The 17,596-nt window shown below is 59.8% G+C and carries 19 protein-coding genes and 1 tRNA gene; 11 read left to right on the top strand and 9 right to left on the bottom strand.

All coding sequences use genetic code 11. The features are described from left to right. Positions 1 to 9 precede the first annotated feature (9 nt). Genes WDN46_22940 through WDN46_22925 form a run of 4 tightly spaced genes read left to right on the top strand, consistent with a single transcriptional unit; the run spans position 10 to position 1,761 of the window. Positions 10 to 540: a hypothetical protein gene (locus WDN46_22940; protein ID MEJ0096162.1), complete on the top strand. Its 531-nt coding sequence runs from the start codon at positions 10 to 12 to the stop codon at positions 538 to 540. Continuing rightward, complete coding sequence (locus WDN46_22935) at positions 537 to 797, top strand: hypothetical protein (GenBank protein MEJ0096161.1); 261 nt, start codon at positions 537 to 539, stop codon at positions 795 to 797. Before WDN46_22940 ends, WDN46_22935 begins: the two co-directional genes overlap by 4 nt. An 11-nt stretch (positions 798 to 808) precedes the next feature. Further along, entirely contained in the window at positions 809 to 1,228 is a 420-nt protein-coding gene (locus WDN46_22930) for a hypothetical protein (protein ID MEJ0096160.1), read from the top strand. Positions 1,229 to 1,245: 17 nt separating this feature from the next. Then, complete coding sequence (locus WDN46_22925) at positions 1,246 to 1,761, top strand: hypothetical protein (protein MEJ0096159.1); 516 nt, start codon at positions 1,246 to 1,248, stop codon at positions 1,759 to 1,761. 1,120 nt (positions 1,762 to 2,881) lie between these two features. On the opposite strand, the gene WDN46_22920 is transcribed toward WDN46_22925, so the two are convergent. After that, on the bottom strand, positions 2,882 to 3,091 hold the full coding sequence (locus WDN46_22920) for a hypothetical protein (GenBank protein ID MEJ0096158.1): 210 nt from the start codon (positions 3,089 to 3,091) through the stop codon (positions 2,882 to 2,884). Between the two features lie 335 nt (positions 3,092 to 3,426). Here WDN46_22920 and WDN46_22915 point away from each other — a divergent pair, with 335 nt between their 5' ends. Further along, complete coding sequence (locus tag WDN46_22915; protein ID MEJ0096157.1) at positions 3,427 to 4,347, top strand: alpha/beta hydrolase; 921 nt, start codon at positions 3,427 to 3,429, stop codon at positions 4,345 to 4,347. A gap of 473 nt (positions 4,348 to 4,820) precedes the next feature. Here WDN46_22915 and WDN46_22910 read toward each other — a convergent pair. Continuing rightward, a tRNA-Phe gene (locus WDN46_22910) sits at positions 4,821 to 4,896 on the bottom strand. Positions 4,897 to 5,036: 140 nt separating this feature from the next. Continuing rightward, complete coding sequence (locus WDN46_22905) at positions 5,037 to 5,966, bottom strand: alpha/beta hydrolase (GenBank protein MEJ0096156.1); 930 nt, start codon at positions 5,964 to 5,966, stop codon at positions 5,037 to 5,039. A 165-nt stretch (positions 5,967 to 6,131) separates the two neighbouring features. Here WDN46_22905 and WDN46_22900 point away from each other — a divergent pair, with 165 nt between their 5' ends. Further along, positions 6,132 to 6,536 (top strand): response regulator, encoded by a 405-nt coding sequence (locus tag WDN46_22900; GenBank protein MEJ0096155.1) that lies wholly within the window; start codon positions 6,132 to 6,134, stop codon positions 6,534 to 6,536. Between the two features lie 24 nt (positions 6,537 to 6,560). On the opposite strand, the gene WDN46_22895 is transcribed toward WDN46_22900, so the two are convergent. After that, positions 6,561 to 8,750 carry a lytic transglycosylase domain-containing protein gene (locus WDN46_22895; GenBank protein ID MEJ0096154.1) on the bottom strand — a complete coding sequence of 730 codons (2,190 nt, stop codon included), beginning with the start codon at positions 8,748 to 8,750 and terminating at the stop codon, positions 6,561 to 6,563. Between the two features lie 226 nt (positions 8,751 to 8,976). Here WDN46_22895 and dapA point away from each other — a divergent pair, with 226 nt between their 5' ends. The 4 genes from dapA (at position 8,977) to ribB (ending at position 12,939) form a co-directional block, all read left to right on the top strand. After that, positions 8,977 to 9,870 (top strand): 4-hydroxy-tetrahydrodipicolinate synthase, encoded by an 894-nt coding sequence (gene dapA, locus WDN46_22890; protein ID MEJ0096153.1) that lies wholly within the window; start codon positions 8,977 to 8,979, stop codon positions 9,868 to 9,870. A gap of 28 nt (positions 9,871 to 9,898) precedes the next feature. Then, positions 9,899 to 10,375, top strand: a complete 477-nt coding sequence (gene smpB, locus WDN46_22885; protein ID MEJ0096152.1) for an SsrA-binding protein SmpB — start codon at positions 9,899 to 9,901, stop codon at positions 10,373 to 10,375. Between the two features lie 53 nt (positions 10,376 to 10,428). Then, positions 10,429 to 11,544: a chorismate synthase gene (gene aroC / locus WDN46_22880; protein MEJ0096151.1), complete on the top strand. Its 1,116-nt coding sequence runs from the start codon at positions 10,429 to 10,431 to the stop codon at positions 11,542 to 11,544. Between the two features lie 105 nt (positions 11,545 to 11,649). Next, positions 11,650 to 12,939, top strand: a complete 1,290-nt coding sequence (ribB, locus tag WDN46_22875; GenBank protein ID MEJ0096150.1) for a 3,4-dihydroxy-2-butanone-4-phosphate synthase — start codon at positions 11,650 to 11,652, stop codon at positions 12,937 to 12,939. 235 nt (positions 12,940 to 13,174) lie between these two features. On the opposite strand, the gene WDN46_22870 is transcribed toward ribB, so the two are convergent. Beyond that, complete coding sequence (locus WDN46_22870; GenBank protein ID MEJ0096149.1) at positions 13,175 to 13,480, bottom strand: antibiotic biosynthesis monooxygenase; 306 nt, start codon at positions 13,478 to 13,480, stop codon at positions 13,175 to 13,177. 325 nt (positions 13,481 to 13,805) lie between these two features. On the opposite strand from WDN46_22870, the gene WDN46_22865 reads away from it, so the two are divergent. Beyond that, positions 13,806 to 15,194, top strand: a complete 1,389-nt coding sequence (locus tag WDN46_22865; protein MEJ0096148.1) for an FAD-binding oxidoreductase — start codon at positions 13,806 to 13,808, stop codon at positions 15,192 to 15,194. A gap of 40 nt (positions 15,195 to 15,234) precedes the next feature. On the opposite strand, the gene WDN46_22860 is transcribed toward WDN46_22865, so the two are convergent. The 4 genes from WDN46_22860 to WDN46_22845 all read right to left on the bottom strand — a co-directional run bounded on the left by WDN46_22860 (position 15,235) and on the right by WDN46_22845 (position 17,556). Beyond that, on the bottom strand, positions 15,235 to 15,915 hold the full coding sequence (locus tag WDN46_22860) for a YoaK family protein (GenBank protein MEJ0096147.1): 681 nt from the start codon (positions 15,913 to 15,915) through the stop codon (positions 15,235 to 15,237). A 103-nt stretch (positions 15,916 to 16,018) separates the two neighbouring features. Further along, positions 16,019 to 16,351, bottom strand: coding sequence for an HPr family phosphocarrier protein (locus tag WDN46_22855; GenBank protein MEJ0096146.1), 333 nt, complete (start codon positions 16,349 to 16,351; stop codon positions 16,019 to 16,021). Beyond that, complete coding sequence (locus tag WDN46_22850) at positions 16,351 to 16,752, bottom strand: PTS sugar transporter subunit IIA (protein ID MEJ0096145.1); 402 nt, start codon at positions 16,750 to 16,752, stop codon at positions 16,351 to 16,353. Before WDN46_22850 ends, WDN46_22855 begins: the two co-directional genes overlap by 1 nt. A 348-nt stretch (positions 16,753 to 17,100) precedes the next feature. Beyond that, a complete protein-coding gene (locus tag WDN46_22845; protein MEJ0096144.1) occupies positions 17,101 to 17,556 on the bottom strand; it encodes an aldolase in 456 nt (151 codons plus the stop codon). Positions 17,557 to 17,596: the final 40 nt, after the last annotated feature.

Raw genomic sequence — 17,596 nt, 5'->3', positions numbered from 1 at the left:
GGCGCGACAATGATCGACCAGGGCTCATTCTTCGACCATGTGCGGGCGGCGCCGTTCGACGGCAGGCTTAATCACCTGCAAGTCGACGGCATGACTCGCATTCTCGGGGAATGGTCCCGGCGCGATCTGACGGATCAACGGTGGCTCGCCTACATGCTGGCCACCGTTTTCCACGAGACCGGCACCGCGATGCAGCCGGTTCAAGAGGCAGGCAGCCAGGCCTATCTCCGCTCCAAGCCCTACTATCCGTATATCGGGGAAGGACTTGTCGGCGTCACATGGAAATCGAACTACGCGAAGTTCGGAGCCAAGAACCCCGGCGATTTGCTGCAATGGCCGCTGGCGCTCCGCGGACTTTACGACGGCATGATCAACGGCATGTACACGGGCGCCAGGCTCTCGACCTACTTCAGCTCAATGCATGCTGACTGGATCAACGCCAGGCGCATCATCAACGGCGAGGACAAGAACGTTCTCATTGCCGGCTACGGCCATTCATTTTTCACCGCGATTGGCGCGGCCAGCGGGGCGGCAAAATGAGCTTGTTCAGCGAAATCGTTTCATGGTTTTCCCCGGCAACGGCCACCGTCGAGAAGGTTGAGAAAGTCGTCGCTGCGGTTCCGGCCGACGTATCGACCGGCATATCGGATGTATCCAAAGTCCTTGCGGCTCTTACGCCGATCAGCCCCGACTTCGTGGCGCTCGAGGCCGCGTGGAAAGAGAAGAGCCTTCAGGCCGAACTCGCCGCTGGCCTCCCGATCGTCGAAGCGATCCTCAAGGCCATCTCCATTGTCTAAGGGCTCGCTTGATGACAGATCGAGAGGACGCAGATCGCCACCTTTACGAAGGTGAAATAAAGGGCACGCTCGCCGCTGTCGTCACCAATCAGAAGAACCTCAAGGAGAGCTTCATCGAGTTCAAGTCAGAGGTCCGCGAGGACATCAAAGACCTCCCTTCGGCAATCGCAAAAATCCTCGGGCTCGAGATCGCGGTCTTGCAGGCGGATATGAAGCGGATCGAAGCCAAAGGCGATACGACGGCGGCAAAGTCTGACGATCACTCCAAGCGCCTCAAGGTTCTCGAGAAGGCCGCCGCCGAGCGGGAAGGTGCGGCCAAGCACGTCGCCACGATCATCACCACGAGCGGTGTAGTCGGCGGCCTGTTCACCGCGATAGCGACCTATCTTTACATGATTTGGCACGGCTCGCCGCCGCCGTCCACTCCGTAGCCCACAAGGACTCTGGCATGATCAAAATTCTACTCTTGCTGGCTGCGATGCTGGCTCCGGCCTCGGCGTTCGCACAGGTTGTACAAGATGGAGCCCCGAACCCCGTACCCACCGGCATCGTCGGTTCCAACGTCGGGATATGCGACCCTGGCAATCCGACGAATTGCATAAAGCCAAATGCGGATGGATCGGTCACCGTCGAGGGTCCGGCTTTCGCTTTCGGCGATCACTCGCTCAACGCCGCGCTGTCGACAACGCCGGCCACCGGGGCGACCCTGACGACGACGCAGACCAATGTTGCCACAGCCGTCGTTTCTCTGGCTCCGATTAACGCCAACAATGTCCAGCGAATCGTCAAAAACTGCACGGTGGCTCCCAATGCGACGACGATCTTTATCGGAAACTCAAGCGTTACGGTTCTAACAGGATTTGCGCTCGCGCCGGGAGAGAGTAGAGATATGTCGGTATTCACTGGTCAAATTTTCGGCATCGGTAGCGATGCCAACGGCAGAGCCTGCTTTATGGCGAATTAGAGGGCCCGGTTCCGAGGCGATTACGGCACCGGCGGCGACCGGACACCGGTGGATCGCGAAGATCGAGCGAAGGGAAAGACAGGTCCTCGCCGCGGATGCGCCCTGAGGATCTACCTCTTCTCACCGGACTCCTTATCCAAAAAGTGAAGCGCGGCTTCGATCAGCGAGCGCGCCGCTTCCGGCCTTGTGGGCCTCGGATGAGGCTGGGCGGCAATCCAATTATCAATAGATTTGAGAGTATCGATAGCAATGCGAAGTGTTTTCGTTTCGGGGCGCACGCGTCCCGTCGGCCTACCTCTTTTCTTTTTTGTGGCAGGAAAATTTTGCTTTGCCTCAAACAAAGAATTTTACTCCTGGTGGCTCAGATGGGATGATTATCGGCCTATGGCGTCCAGTTTGTGGCTCTTCAGAAGCATCATTATCTGCCTCGCTCCTTCCTGCCAAAAGCACGGTTGGTTAGGAGCGAGAAAAATTTACGCAGTTTGTTACAGCATGATGTCCGTGCTCGCGAAAACTCGTCCGCCGCCTCGCCAGTAAGAGCACGATGGCTGCATGCAAGAACGCAACAATTTACCGTGCAACGGTGATCAATCGTCCCCATTTTCCGACAATCGATGGCTGCGGCGATTTTTTTTCGAAGTTGAAATCACGTCGTAACATCGCTGTTCCATATGCGTTGCTTGCTAGGCGGGAGTGCGTCGGCCTCCAGTCTAGTCGAAAATCGCGGGGCACCAGCCTGCGGGGAGCCGGGCCGCTTGTAGGACCGGCGCAAACGCGAGGAAGCTACGATGCCGTTGGCGAGTTCGAGCTGCAAAGCTCGGTTGGCCCTAACCAAAGTTGAGTTTTCTATGCTGAACGGCGCAAATCCTGTGGTCTGCGCAATCGCTAGAGATGACTTAGACAGGCTAGTTGGGTCGGCTTCTCGCAGTAAAGATCCTCTCGCTCTCTTTGAGATCTACCGAGTGCAAATCGAACGGATTGCAAGCCTTAAATTTGATCTCGGGCTCCGGTGCCCCAATGGCGACGTGTTCGTGCGAAGCGAAGACCTGAAGACTTTAGAATCGCGTTAGCCCACTTCCGACCCCATCCTGATTGCGGGTCATCGAGTAAAGGTTGCACATCAGACGTCGTGACCGCCGCGGAGAACCGCCAAAGCCTCACTTATCTCGAGGCCGAGGCCAGTTGGCTCGACGTGAACGGTATGGCCAAGCGGCTGCCATGAGAACTCCGGTGCCAGCTCGCGGGCATATTCCTGTGCCTCGCGCGTATCGCCGTGGCCATATTGATCCTCGATCCCCGGCGCCGAGAAGCAGAACCATTGCTTTTGCATGGGATATTCCTCCGCCAGGCGCTTCTGCCGCTCCTGCTCGAAAACCTTGTAAAATTCGTTCCAGTCCCAAAAACGCCTGCTGGGACAGCAATAGAGCCTGCGACATTGACGAAGAATCTCGTCATGTCATGCGGTTGCGCAGATGCTCGGGAGTTTCTACAGTCTCGAGATGAGATTTGATCCAGGCACCCCTCCGAAAGACATGTCATCAAGTAATAAACCCCGGATGAATTCTTACAGCGGCAACACATTTAATCGCGAAAGACAGGGCCTACCATCTAACGTAATTTTGTCTCTTGCCGCTACCCCCACCCTCTGAAAGGAACAATGTAGTTATGAGTACAGCGCTACAGGGCACTAGCCTCGCCACATCGACGGATCCTCTAGATTCGGGTGATCACGTCGTTAACCTGAACGGCGTCGAGCTCCACTACCGCGTATGTGGCAACGGACCGCTGTTATTTCTCATTTCTCCGGGGTGGGGAGTAGGCGCCGCCTATTTGGAAAAGGGATTCAAATTTCTGCAGGAGCGGTTCCGCCTCATCTTCGTCGACACCCGCGGAAGCGGCCTCTCCAGCCGCCCAGCCGACAGCGCGAAGATGAGCAGCGACGACATGGCGGATGACTTAGAAGCGCTGCGGGAGCATCTGACTCTTACTAACGTTCGACTTTTGGGTCATTCAAACTCCGGAGCCATTGCACTCTCCTATGCGGAACGCTACCCGGATCGTGTCGCCAAGCTGGTGCTTATCGACAGCCAGATGCTTGGCTTCAGCGCAGGCGGTGTTACACAAACATTTTTGGAGGCGAAAGCTGAAGATCCGCGGTATAAAGCGGCGGTGCAAGCAGCGATCGGCCATTTCTCCGGGAAGGCGAAACCCCTCGCAAGCGACGCCGATCTGTCAGCTTTTGTCGCGGCCCTTTTGCCGTTATATCTTCACAGTCCGGAGAAAAACTTGGCATTCGCCCAGGAGCAATTACTGTCCGGGCAGATCGCCTTTTACGCTTTTGAGGCCCAGAACGCAGCAGACAGAGCTGCCGGAAGTGACCAAATGGCCTTGCTTCATCAGGTGCGCGCTCCCGTGCTGATCATGATTGGCAGGCATGACTGGATTTGTCCAATGCCGGTCTCGGAGCGGCTGCATACGAGCATCCCCAACTCTCGACTGGTGATATTCGAAGAAAGCGGCCATATGCCATGGCTGGAAGAGCCCGAAAAATTCGCTACTGAGTTGCTGCGGTTTTTAGAAGGCTGATGCAGCGCCGATATGCGCGGACCTGCGAGGAGTCACGCGGGGAGCGGCCGGTCGAAAAGGCCACGCTGCTTTGGGTCGGCCGGCTTGGGGACGATCGCGCGACTAGTTATCCGCTCCGCGACGACGTCGGCCTTGCGGGCGGCACTGGGCAGGACGTTTGGCCATGGTTGCAAACGTAACATGGCCCAGCCGTTGGACAAAAAGATGATAGCAGCGCGCTATTGGTGAAATGGCGCTTGGCGAGCGATTCGGACAGTGCTGTTATCGATTTGGGCATGAGCCCTGTCAGGTTCACTGGCAAGACCGCCGTGTTTTCCTCGTTTCCACGGCGGTCATTTTTTCCTGAAATCGTTCTTCTTTGGTTCCAAATGATCGGTCTGAATGCCGACTCTGCCGTGAACATATGCTAGACAAATTTGTCTAACTTTTTGTCTAACATATATTTGGTGAAACAGCTAAGCCCTTGATTTCAATGGTGCCCAGGGGCGGAATCGAACCACCGACACTGCGATTTTCAGTCGCATGCTCTACCAACTGAGCTACCTGGGCATCGCCAGGGACAAGCCGCTCGCGAGATGCGTCTTATAGAGGAGCTGCATTCCTGTTGTCCAGCCGCCGCATTCGGGAATTTGCCAGAATCACGGGCAAATTCTTCGCGCTTGAGCGCGAAGCGGACCCCGGCTCGATCCTCAAAGGGCGGCTGCGTCAGCCGCCGCGGGTTGAGTGGCGCGCGCATCCGCCTTGGCGATGAAGGCGGAGACCCTGCCGATCGATTCGGGGTCAAGGAGAAGCGCGGGGTGACCTTGGCCGGCGACGACATAGGTTTCGCATAGAGGGTGCCGCATCGCCATTTCGGCGAGCGTCTGCGGCGAGAGAAGATCGGAATTCGCCGCCCTTATGGCGAGCAGAGCAACATTGCGCAAACCCTCGAATTGCGGCCAGAAACTCGGCAAGGCCTGCTCAAGGTCGAGATTCTCCAGTTGCTTCTTCAGCTTTGGGTCATAGCGGGGCCCGAAGCGTCCTTTTTCGTCGGCATAACTGATCTTCGCATAGGCCGACCAATCGGCTTCGCTGAGGCTATTGAATTGCTCGCTCATCGACCGTTTGAGCAACTCGACGGCATCGGCCAGCGACCGCGGCGGCGGCAGCTTTCCGACATAGCTGCGAATGCGGGCCATGCCGCGCGGCTCCACGACCGGGCCGATGTCGTTCAGGACGACGGCGGCTATCGCTGTGGGCCGCGTCGCCGACAAAAGCATGGCGTGCAGGCCCCCGCGCGAGGTTCCGACAAAGACCGCGCGCTCGATGCCGGCGGCCGTCAGAACTGTGAGTATGTCGTCGTTTTCGACCAGGAGGCTATAGTTTTTCCAATCCCGATCATAATCGGAGCGGCCCCGGCCGCGATAATCGAGCGCCAGAACCCGCCGCTTTGCGCCGGCAAGACCTGCGGCGAGGGCGCTGGCGAGAGGCCCGAAGTCGGCGGCGCTGCGCGTCAATCCTGGCAGGCAGACAACGGGAAGGCCGGGATCCAATGTCGAGCCGTAGTCGCGGACGTGGAGTTTCAGGCCGTCTGACGCCGAAAAAAAGCGGCTTTGAAAGGGAAGCTCCGAAAGCGCCATTGTGAAATCCAAATCCTGTCAAAGACCAAACCTTGGCGCCGGGAGTCGGCGAGCGGGCTCACCCCATCATTAATGCCGCGACAATGCTAAATTTAAAATGAAACCAATTTTTTACCAGAAATAGATCGCGCAGGAACGTATCTCAAATAGGGCTGTTTAGGACCCATGGAACAGCCCCAAAACCACTCTTCAGTCGTTCTAGTCGTCGAGGATGAGCCCTTCGTGCGGATGTTCGGAACGGATGTTCTCGAGAGCGCCGGTTTCGAGGTGATTGAGGCTTGCAACGCCGATGAGGCGCTCCGGGTTCTTGCCTCGCGCGAAGATGTGCGCGCGGTCTTCACCGACGTGGACATGCCTGGATCGCTCGACGGATTGGACCTTGCCTGGCGCATTCATGAGCGCTGGCCGGAGATTGGGGTGGTCTTGACGTCGGGACGCTGCTTCATCGAGCCGGGCGCTATGCCGCGCGAAGACGTATTCGTGTCCAAGCCCTACGCCGCGCCGGTTCTGGTGCGGCACATCGAAGCTCTAATGGCGCGCGCACCTGCTTCGGACGGGTCCTCGGACTAAGCTCAAATACTCAAAGATTCACGCTCAGAGCTTGGCTTCCGCCTTTTGAATTGCTGCGTTGGAGTCAGGCGGGGCGCCGAAGCGGACTCGGTAAATCCCGAGGTTTTCGAGGACGCGCTGCACGTAATTGCGCGTCTCCGTGATGGGAATCCGCTCGACCCAATCGATCGGATCGACGCCTGGTCTGCGCGGATCGCCATAGGCGTCGAGCCACTGCTTCACGCGTTTGCCGCCAGCGTTATAGGCGGCGAAGGCGAGCACATAAGAGCCGCGTTGCTCGGCGAGAAGCGCGCCAAGATGGGCCGCCGCCAGCCGCGCATTGAAGGCGGGATCGAACAAAAGCCGGTTCTCGTCGAAGACGACGCCGGCGCGTTCTGCGGTGCGCCTCGCCGTCGAGGCGATCATCTGCATCAGCCCTTTGGCCCCAGCGCTCGAGACCGCGTTGGGATCGAACGCGCTCTCTTGTCTCGCGATCGAGTAGACTACCGAAGTGTCCGCCGAGTTCTGCAAAGGCTCGAATGCCGGCACGCCATAGGTCGGGAAGGCAAGCGCGTCGAGGGCAATGCCGCGCTGGCCGGCAAGCTTGCCGATGGTGAGCGAAAGATGCGCGTCCTGCTGCTTGGCGACGATGCTCGCCAGCGCCGAGACTTGCGCCGGATCTTCGAGATGGCGGACCGCCTCCACGACGAGGGGGCTGGCGAGGCCTTTCTCGCCGATGGCGTATAGCAGTTCGACAACCTTGATCGAATCGTCGCGCGCGTCGCCTGTCGCTTCAGCGGCGGGGGTTCGGATCTGCGGCGCATTCACCCCAAGTTTGGCAAGCGCGAGCTGGCCGTAGTAGGTCGCCGGATGGGCTGCGGCTTGCTCGTAAAATGTCTTGGCGGCGACGGCCGCGCCTTCCGTCGCGGAGGCCTCGGCGGCCCGGCCGCGCCAATAGGCTGCGCGCGCCGCCGACATCGGCGTCAGGGCGAGCTTGGCGACGGCCTCGAAGTGGCCGGCAGCGCGAATTGGATCATTCAGGAAGCGAAGCGCGATCCAGCCGGCGTGAAACTCGGCCTCGATCTGCATTTCGCGCGTCATCGCCGAATGCTCCGCGCAGAGCTTGTAGGCGGCTTTTGCGTCGTTCTGGTCGAGCAGTTTGCGGGCGAGAAGCCGCCGCTCGACCCACCACTCATCGCCGTTGACGAGCACAACCGGATCGCGCGGGGCGGCCAGCATCGCGTTGGCCGCCTCGCGGATTTTGTCGGCGCGGCGCAGCTTCTGGATCATCGCGAACTGAAAGCCGGGGTCGGCGCGCAGAGGCGTCGGCACCGATGCGAGCAGCTTGTCGCTGGGCGCTTCGGCGCTGACGGCGGCTCGCGCCTTGGCGAGCGCCGCGACGTCCGGCCCGGCCAGGGTCGCGCTGCGCATGGCCCCTGCCATGTCCTCTTTATAGAGCAGACGGTCGGCCCGGTATTTATAGTCGGCTTTTTGCAGAAGGGCGCCGAAATCGGACCGGATCCGCGCTTCGAGCGCTCCATTGAGATCGGCGTCGCGCCAGACTTCGCGAACGAGCGCGGCGGCTTCCGCGGTTTTGCCGTCATCCCTCAGCACATGGGCCAGCGCGAGTCTGCCCGCCGGCGTCTGCGGCTCAGAGGCGGTGAAATAGGTTTTGATGAGATTCGCGCTTTTATGATCGCCAAACAGCGCTTCTTCACTGCGCCTGCGCAGCCAATCCTGCGCCGGCCAGGACGGATGCGCCGCCAGGAAAGCTTGAATCCGTTCAAATCCGGCCTCTCGCGGAAAGGTCCTCAAGGCGACCCATTCAAGCGCGATTTGAACGGTTTTGTCCTTGGCGGATTTGGCGGCGACGTCGCCCTGGGCGAGGGCGCCGGTTTTGTAAAAGCCGATCGCCTCGCTGAGCCCGGTCATGTCGAGACCCAGCTGCTTTGAGGCATCGGCAAGGTTCACGCTCGGCGTCTGCTCAGGATGAGGGGCGTCGCCGTTGCGCAAAGCTAAAGCTGCTTCATCGTCATCTTGGCTGTCGCCGTCGCCGAGAAAAGGCGCTGCAGGTGGCGTGAAACGCTGTTCGGAGACGACGAGATTCTGGGCGGCTTGTTGCCATTCGGAGATATCGAAATCCGCGCCGTTCTGTTTGATCCACGCGCTGCAAAGTCCGATTGTCAACGCGCCGGCGGCTGCGGCGAGCTTGAAATTGGATGGCCTCGTGATCATGCTTCGTCCAGTCCCGCAAGTTGGCGCAAGGGAAGTCCAGGTGAACCAATTCTCATTAACAAAGAGACAAATTAGCGCAGGAGGAGGTAGGGATTCATGCCGCAGGCCCCTTTCGGAAATTTAGTTTGGCGTTTATGTGTCTCTGTTCGCGCGGTTCGACTCGCGCTTGAGACTCAGCCTGAAAATTGCGGCGTTGATCGGGCGGATTACGGAAAGGTGACGTTCGATGACGAAGAAGGCGGCTTTTAAGGGGTCCATTACTGCGCTTGTTACCCCATTCAAGGCCGGCAAGTTCGACGAAGCGGCGTTTCGGGGACTGATCGAGTGGCAGATCGAGAGCGGCACGCATGGGCTCTCCCCCACCGGAACGACCGGGGAAAGCCCGACTTTATCGCCTTCGGAGCACCGCGAGGTCATCGCCGCCTGCATCAAGCAGGCGAGGGGGCGCGTGCCCGTTCTCGCCGGGACAGGATCGAACAATACGCATGAGGCGGTCGAGCTCGCCCGTTTTGCCGAGGGAGCCGGCGCCGATGGCCTTCTCGTTGTGGCGCCTTACTACAACAAGCCTTCGCAAGAGGGCTTATACCAGCACTTTAAGGCGATTAACGACGCGGTCGGCATTCCGATCATCCTCTACAACATTCCGCCGCGTTCCGTGGTTGACCTGTCGGTCGAGACCATGCAGCGGCTGTTCGAATTAAAGAACATCGCGGGCGTCAAGGACGCGACGGGCAATCTTGCGCGCACCGCGCAGCAAAGACAGGCGCTCGGCCCCGATTTCATCCAGCTGTCCGGCGAAGACATGACCGCGGTGGCGGTGATGTCGCTCGGAGGACATGGCTGCATCTCGGTGACCTCGAACATCGCGCCAAGGCAATGCGCGGAGATGCAGGAGGCGTGCCTCAGCAACGACTTCGCGACAGCCTTGAAGATCAATGATCGGCTTAGCCCGCTGCACCAGGCCTTGTTCATCGAGCCCAATCCCGCCGGACCGAAACATGCGCTGGCGGCGCTCGGCAGGATCACCGAGGAGGTTCGCCTTCCTATGTTGACGGCGACGGTCAAGGCGCATGGCCCAATCAAGGCTGCGATGGCGCATGCCGGGCTCATTAATGCGTGATTGGCTATCGCCCTGTGAGGTGGCTTGAGTGGCGCCGAAGAAAGAGAGCCTGTTCAAGATCGCTGCGGAAAATCGACGGGCGCGCTATAATTATGAGATCGGCGAGGTTTTCGAGGCCGGCCTGATGCTGACCGGCACCGAGGTCAAATCCTTGCGCACAGGCAAGGCGACGATCGCCGAAAGTTACGCCTCCGTCGAGCGCTCGGGCGAACTCTTTCTCCTCAACGCGACCATTCCAGAATATCTGCAGGCCAACCGGTTCAATCATGAGCCGAAACGGCCGCGAAAGCTATTGCTCAACATGCGCGAGATCGCAAAGCTGGCGCAGGGCACGGAGCGCGAGGGCATGACCATCGTGCCTCTCAAGATCTATTTCAACGAAAAGGGCAGGGCGAAAATCGAGATCGCCCTGGCGCGCGGCAAGCAGCTGCACGATAAGCGCGAGACCGAGAAAAAGCGCGATTGGAACCGCGAAAAGGGTCGCTTGATGCGCGAAAAAGGGTAATGCGCTAGGCTCCGCCGGACATTCGGTTCCCTTGTCTCATTGATCGCTAGCCCATGTCGCATAATAGCTTTGGCCACCTTTTCCGCGTGACGACCTTTGGCGAAAGCCATGGGCCTGCGATCGGCTGCGTCGTCGATGGTTGCCCGCCCTTGATCGAACTCACCGAGGAGGAGATCCAGACGTTTCTTGAGCGCCGCCGCCCGGGTCTCAATCGATTCACCACGCAGCGGCAGGAGGCGGACCGGGTCAAAATTCTGTCCGGCGTGTTTCTCGACGCAAAAAGCGGCCATCAGGTGACCACGGGGACGCCGATTGCGCTGGTGATCGAGAATACGGATCAGCGCTCGAAGGATTACGACGCGATCAAGGACGTCTATCGGCCGGGCCACGCCGATTTCACCTATGACGTCAAATATGGCGTTCGCGATCATCGCGGCGGCGGCCGCGCTTCCGCCCGCGAGACGGCGACCCGCGTCGCCGCTGGGGCCGTTGCGCGAAAGATTATTCCCGGCGTTCTGATTCGCGGTGCGTTGGTTCAGATTGGTCCGCATAAAATTGATCGAGCCAATTGGGACTGGGACGAATGCGCCAGAAATCCGTTCTTTTGCCCCGACGCCAAGGCGGCGGCATTTTTTGAAGGCTACCTCGACGGGGTGCGCAAAGCTGGTTCTTCGATTGGCGCGGTGATCGAAATCGTGGCGGAAAATGCGCCCGCCGGGTGGGGGGCGCCGATTTATGGCAAGCTCGATGCTGAGTTAGCCAGCGCCTTAATGTCGATCAATGCGGTGAAGGGCGTCGAAATCGGCGAGGGGTTCGCCAGTGCGGAACTTTCCGGCGAGGCCAACGCCGATGAAATGCGCTTTGGCAATGACGGCGCGCCCTTGTTTTTATCGAACCATGCAGGCGGCATTTTGGGCGGCATTTCGACGGGTCAGCCGATTGTTGCGCGCTTTGCGGTGAAGCCGACCTCCTCGATCCTGCAACCACGCCTGACCATCGATCGCACCGGCGCCGAAACGGAGATCGTCACCAAGGGGCGCCATGATCCGTGCGTTGGCATCAGGGCCGTTCCCGTCGGCGAGGCCATGGTCGCCTGCGTACTCGCCGACCAGTTTTTGCGCCATCGCGGCCAGATCGGCGAAGGCCGAGAATGGCCGTTCACCGGGTAAAAGCCATGTTTAGTGCTGCCAAACAGCGGGGAATAGAGTTCGTTTAGTTTGACTAAACGCACCAGGACGCCCATATCACGCGGGTAAACACACGCGGATCTTCGCATGAAACTTGGTGATTGGCTGAAGCGGAACAATGTCAGCCGCGCGGATTTTGCGCGCAGGGTCGGCCTATCGAAAGGGTCTATTTCGCAGTTCTGCAATCAGGATGACGCCTGGGTTTCGCGCGAGACGGCGCAGCAGATTTTGCGCGAGACCAGCGGAGCCGTCACGCCGAATGACTTTCTCGAGCTCGGCAAAACAATGGAGGTTGCGGCAATGGCCAATTCAGTCACCCAGGCCATCGAGGCCATTGCGCACGGAGAAATCGTCATCGTCACCGATGACGACGATCGCGAGAACGAGGGCGATCTCGTCTGCGCCGCCTCCCTCTGCACGCCGGAGAAGATGGCCTTCATCATTCGCAATTGTTGCGGCATCGTCTGCACCCCAATTACCGCGGCCGACGCCCGGCGGCTCAATCTTCAGCCGATGGTCGCGATGAATGACGCTCCGCACGGGACCGCTTTCACGGTCTCGATCGACGCCAAACATGGGCTGACGACCGGCATTTCCGCCGAACAGCGCAGCAATACGGTCCGCGCGCTCGCCAACGGCAATATGGGGGCTGCGGATTTCGTTCGGCCCGGACATGTTTTTCCGCTCATCGCGAAAGAGGGCGGCGTGCTGATGCGTTCCGGCCATACGGAAGCGGCGATCGATCTTGTGCGGTTAGCTGGGCTGCCTCCGGTTGGCGTCATTTGCGAACTGGCTAATGACGATGGGACGGTGATGGCCGGCTCGCAGATCGAGGTGTTTGCGGAAGAGCATGGCTTGAAGCGGATCTCGGTCGCGGATTTGATCGCCTATCGGCAAGCCCGCGAAAGAATAGTCGAGCGCGTCAACACATTTTCGGTGCAAGGGCCGAGCGGTCCGCTCACAGGTTACGCCTATGTCACGCCCTTCGATCAAGTTCAGCATTTCGCTTTTGTGCAGGGCGACATCGGCGATGGCCGCGATATGCCGACGCGGCTGCATCGCGCCGACATTATCGCCGACGTGATCACCGGCGGCGACAGCATTCGCAAGACTTTGGCCTCTTTCAAGAAAAGCGGACGCGGCGTCTTTATCTATTTGCGCGATGGCACGGCGGGCGTTCCTGTCACCATCGCGGGCGCGCCGGCCTTTGATTCGGAGTCGCAGCGGACCAAGGCGTGGCGAGAGGTCGGTCTCGGCGCCCAGATCCTTCGCGATCTTGGGATCTCCTCGATCCGGCTGCGCACCTCGGCTCCAATGACTTATGTCGGCCTCTCCGGCTTTGGGATTGAGATCTCATCCAGCGAGCCGGTTGAGTAGAGCATAATCCGCTGACGCCTCTGTTCAATCATGCCTGGATCCTCACCGCGCGCATGACGTTCTAACGCCGGCTCGCCCAACGGCGAGCCTTGACCGGCGCAAATCCACGTGAGGGTTTTTGGGCTCCAGGCGCTGGCTTGTTGAGCGGGTCGTATCCACTCAACAAGATGTTCGATTGTTCGCAGCCTCGACAATCGTATGAGCGGGCGGTCGAGGGAAGGCAGAAGCTATGCGCTTAAGAGCGCGGCAACTTGTCGGCGAGAACGTCCAGCTTCTCGATCTTGGGCGGGGTTGCGAAGAGTTCATCGGCTCTCGCCATCAGCGCTGCGGCAACCTTTCCTGAAAGATGCGCATCGCGCCCCGCCTCATGGGGAAACGCATCGAAAATCGCGAAGGTGGAAGGGCCAAAGCGCACCGCGAACCAGGCCTTTGTAGCGGGCTCCTGTTCCACGAGCGGCAGGGCGCTGCGCAGAAAAGCCTCAACATCAGCCTCCTTGCCCGGTTTTGCTTCCAGACGCACAAATAGCGCTTTGCTCACCATGTCGTTTTCCTTCTCGTCCAATGGCCTGTCCGCGGCCGAACGATCTACGCATCTGTCGGCCCGGCCGCGCAAACGAAACATACTGCCAGGGGGTGCGATTAGCGTCTGCGGCGGCGCCTTCTCGGCTATAGGCTAATCGACGATTTTGCGAGCCACAAATCGGTGAGCCAAGGGCTGACCGACAGTCATGAGCCGGAAGAGTTTTGGGCGCTCGTCGCGCAAGGCTTTCATTACATTCGTAACGCTACAACTTGCGCTCGCAATCGAGGCGTAACTCCTTGCGACTATTTCTTCCGGCCCTAAGTCCTATTAGCAGAGGTGGAACGTGAAAACTGCGACGCTCAAACGACGCGATGGAGCCTCTGTAGACGATGCGACCGTCGGCGCTTTCAAATCTGAGTTCGACGGACGGGTCACGCTGCCGGGCGATGCCGGCTACGATGTCGCGCGCAAAATCTGGAACGCGAACATCGACAAGCGCCCTGGCTTGATCGCCCGCTGTTCGGGGGTCTCGGACGTCGTCCGCGCGGTCAAGTTCGCGCGCGCGAATGATCTGCTCGTCGCGGTCAAGAGCGGCGGCCATAATGTTGGCGGAAGGGCTTTATGCGACGATGGAATCGTCATCGATCTATCGGCGATGAAGGGCATCTTCGTTGACCCAGCGCTGCGCACGGTTCGGGTGCAGGCGGGGGCGCTGTTATGCGACGTTGATCGTGAAACTCATCTGCACGGTCTCGCCGTGCCGGTCGGAACCGTCTCCAAAACAGGCATTGCGGGTCTCACGCTGGGCGGCGGCATTGGATGGCTGGTCCGCAAATATGGGCTGACGAGCGACAATCTCCTTTCCTGCGAAGTCGTTACCGCTGAGGCTAGGGTCGTCACCGCCAATGCCGACGTCAACGCGGATTTGTTCTGGGGCCTACGAGGCGGCGGCGGAAATTTCGGCGTCGTAACGTCCTTCCTGTACCGGGCGCACCCGGTTTCGTCCGTGCTGGGCGGCTTGCTCCTCTATACGCGCGATCAGGCTGCCGCCGTGTTGCGCCACTACCGCGCATTCATGGCGTCCGCGCCGGATGAACTGACGGCCTTCGCCGGTCTGATATCATTGCCGGACGGCATGCCGGTCGTCGGCGTGCTGCCTTGTTACTGCGGCGATCTAAGCGAGGGCGAGCGCGTCCTGAAGCCTTTGCGCTCTTTCGGCTCGCCGATTCTTGACGCGATACAACCCATGCCGATGCCGGCGATGCAGAAGCTTCTCGACGGCGGCTCTCCGGACGGCTCGCACAATTATTGGAAATCGACTTTCCTGAAAGAACTCAGCGACGACGCCATCGACGCGATCATTGACTACGCTAACCGGGCGGAATCGCCGCTGTCCGGCATCGTTATAGAGCTGTTCGGCGGCGCGGCAGGCAGAGTAGGCGCTGCCGACACGGCATTCGCGCAGCGGCAAGCGGAGTACAATGTCCAGATCGCGGCGCAGTGGACGAACGCCGCTGAGAGCGAAAAGCACATCGGCTGGGCGCGCGCCGCCTCGGATGCGCTGAAGCCGTACTCAAGCGGCGCCTATATGCTGAATTATCTTGGCGACGAGAAGCCGGACGCGGTCAAGGCGGCGTTCGGAAGCAATTACAAACGGCTGGCTGAGCTCAAGACCAAATACGATCCAACAAACTTCTTCAGCCTCAACCAAAACGTTGAACCGCTGCGCTGACCGCCGCGTGGCGCGGTCGGAAAGGAAATCAACCCGCGCCTCAGTCCGCCAATGGAAAGCGGATGGACGCGGCCAGCGCCAGCAAAACCAGTGTGGGCGCCAGTAATGTGCGAACGGCGAAGCTCGGCGTCGCGGCCCCGGCGAGCAGCGCCCCGACGACGAAGGCGAGCCATATGCCCGCGAGCAGCGCCGCTCGTCGCCCGTGGGTATCCGATTGGCCCTGTGCGTCAGCCAACGGCGCGCGCTTGACAGCCAGCGCAAGGTGCCGCCCCACATTGTTGAGGCCGCCCGTGACATACCCGAGACTTATCGACTGGCCGCCAACGCGGCTGAGCGCGGAATTCATCATCCCCATCGCTAGGCTAAGTATTGCGATGCTGAGCCAATCGGCGGCGCCAAGGTAAACGGCGCCCATATCGATAATGAGCAGCGCCGCGACGAGCGCAAGGAGCCAGCGCAACGGGTGGCGCAGGCCAGAATGGGTGATGAGCGTTCCCAAAAAGACGCCAATGACGAAGAGCGGGATAGGCAGCAAATTATGCCCCGCTTCCGCCAGCCTTCGCTGGCCGGCCTGCAGGCCGGTTTGCGTGGTGTCGCCGCTCATGAAGGATGCGTAGACCCGATAGTTCAGAAAACCATAGGAGTCGACATATCCGGCGATCAGAGCGAGGACCGCGGCTAATCCGCCCTGGGTTCGCGCCGAGGGCCGCGATGGCGGCATGTCGTTAGCTCCCGCTACGGAGGGGTGCGATGCCGCGCTCGCCGGCAAATTCAACGACGCTCAATGAATTGATGCGAGGGGGAAGCATATGCGGCGTTCGCGCTCATTCATCCTCGCCGAAGCGCTCGGCAACGAGAGCTTCGATCGCGTCGAGGGCCTGTTCCGCCTGCCGTCCGGTCGCGGTCACGGTGATCGTCATCCCCGCGCCCGCTCCGAGCGTGAGAATGCCCATGATCGACGCGCCGCCAACCATTTCTCCGCAGCGGCCAACCATTACGCACGCGTCAAAACTATCGACGCAGCGCACGAACTTCGCCGTCGCGCGCGCATGCAAGCCTTTGCGATTGAGGATCGTAAGCTCGCGCACTAGCGCCCCGTCCGGCGATTGGCCGGCGGGACAATCTTCGGCTCCGTATTGATCGGGGTCCTCTTCCACTACTGTCCACTCAAAACGCGGCTCGCAACATAAATATATTTGCGGCCAGCGTCCTGCGCCTGAATCACAGCCTGTTCGAGACTTGAGCTTTCGCGCACGGAAGCGAGCTTGATCAGCATCGGCAGATTAATGCCGGCGACCACCTCGACATGAGCGCCGTTCATAACCGATATGGCGAGATTGGATGGCGTGCCGCCGAACATATCGGTCAGCACGACGACGCCAAACCCGCTATCGACATCGCCGACCGCGGCGACGATGTCTTTGCGGCGTTGCTCGATATCATCGTCCGGCCCGATCGAAATTGTTTCGATCTGTTTTTGCGGACCCACCACATGCTCCAGCGCGGCGCGAAAGGCTGTCGCGAGATGGCCGTGGGTTACAAGAACCATTCCAATCATCGGATGCGCCTGCTCATTCAGGAACTCCGTTTGAGATCAGCGCCGGCAGGGCAGCATTCGTCAAGGAAAGGACCACGCATTTTTAAGAAGGTCCGGTTCAGAAGATCCGGCGCCGAAAAATCCGATACAGCAAAGGTCTGTATCGGCGGACTTGATTGAAAGATCTAGAGTTAGGAAGGTTCTGATTTGGATGGTCCCTTCGGCTCCGTGGCGGCGCCGGCGACTCTCTCTGCAAAGACCTCTTGAAGACCATTAAGCAACGCTATTTTGTGCGTTGCGGCGATCTTGGCAAGTAAAATGAATCGTTCTCCGTCGGATTATCGTGGCTTTTCTTTCATGAAGATATCATTAATGGCGCGTCAAGCGGAGACGCCGCAGCGTAGAAGCAGCTAAATCGCAAGTTGCGCCGCTTTGCCGCAGGATGAGCAGCGGCAAGCTTACGCCGGCCAAGAGCAAGCGATCTTCCTCCGGCTCGGGACAACGCGGCGGCGTTCTGTCCGGCGGAACGAGATCGACGACCAGCCGCACTATTGCCGCGGCGACGAAAGGCGTCGGCAGGATGCCTTGGCCGCGTTGCTCGATCCGCCCGAGGATCAACGGATGGCCCCGCGCGATCAAGCGACCGCCGCGGCTCTCGAGACCAATTCTGTCGTCGCCGACAAGTCTTGCGAAGGATCCGGCGCTTTCGGCCGCAGCGATCAAGGCCAAAGCGAGGCTGCTTTTTCCCGATCCAGATGCGCCGCGGATGAGGATTCCAGCCTCCTCGATGACGACGGCGCTCGCATGAACATCGATCGGAGACATTTGCTAGGAATATCGCTCGCGCTTCGGTTGAGACGGCGAT

The organism is Methylocella sp. (assembly GCA_037200525.1).
Taxonomy (GTDB): domain Bacteria; phylum Pseudomonadota; class Alphaproteobacteria; order Rhizobiales; family Beijerinckiaceae; genus Methylocapsa.
This window is presented reverse-complemented; position numbering and strand designations above follow the sequence as displayed.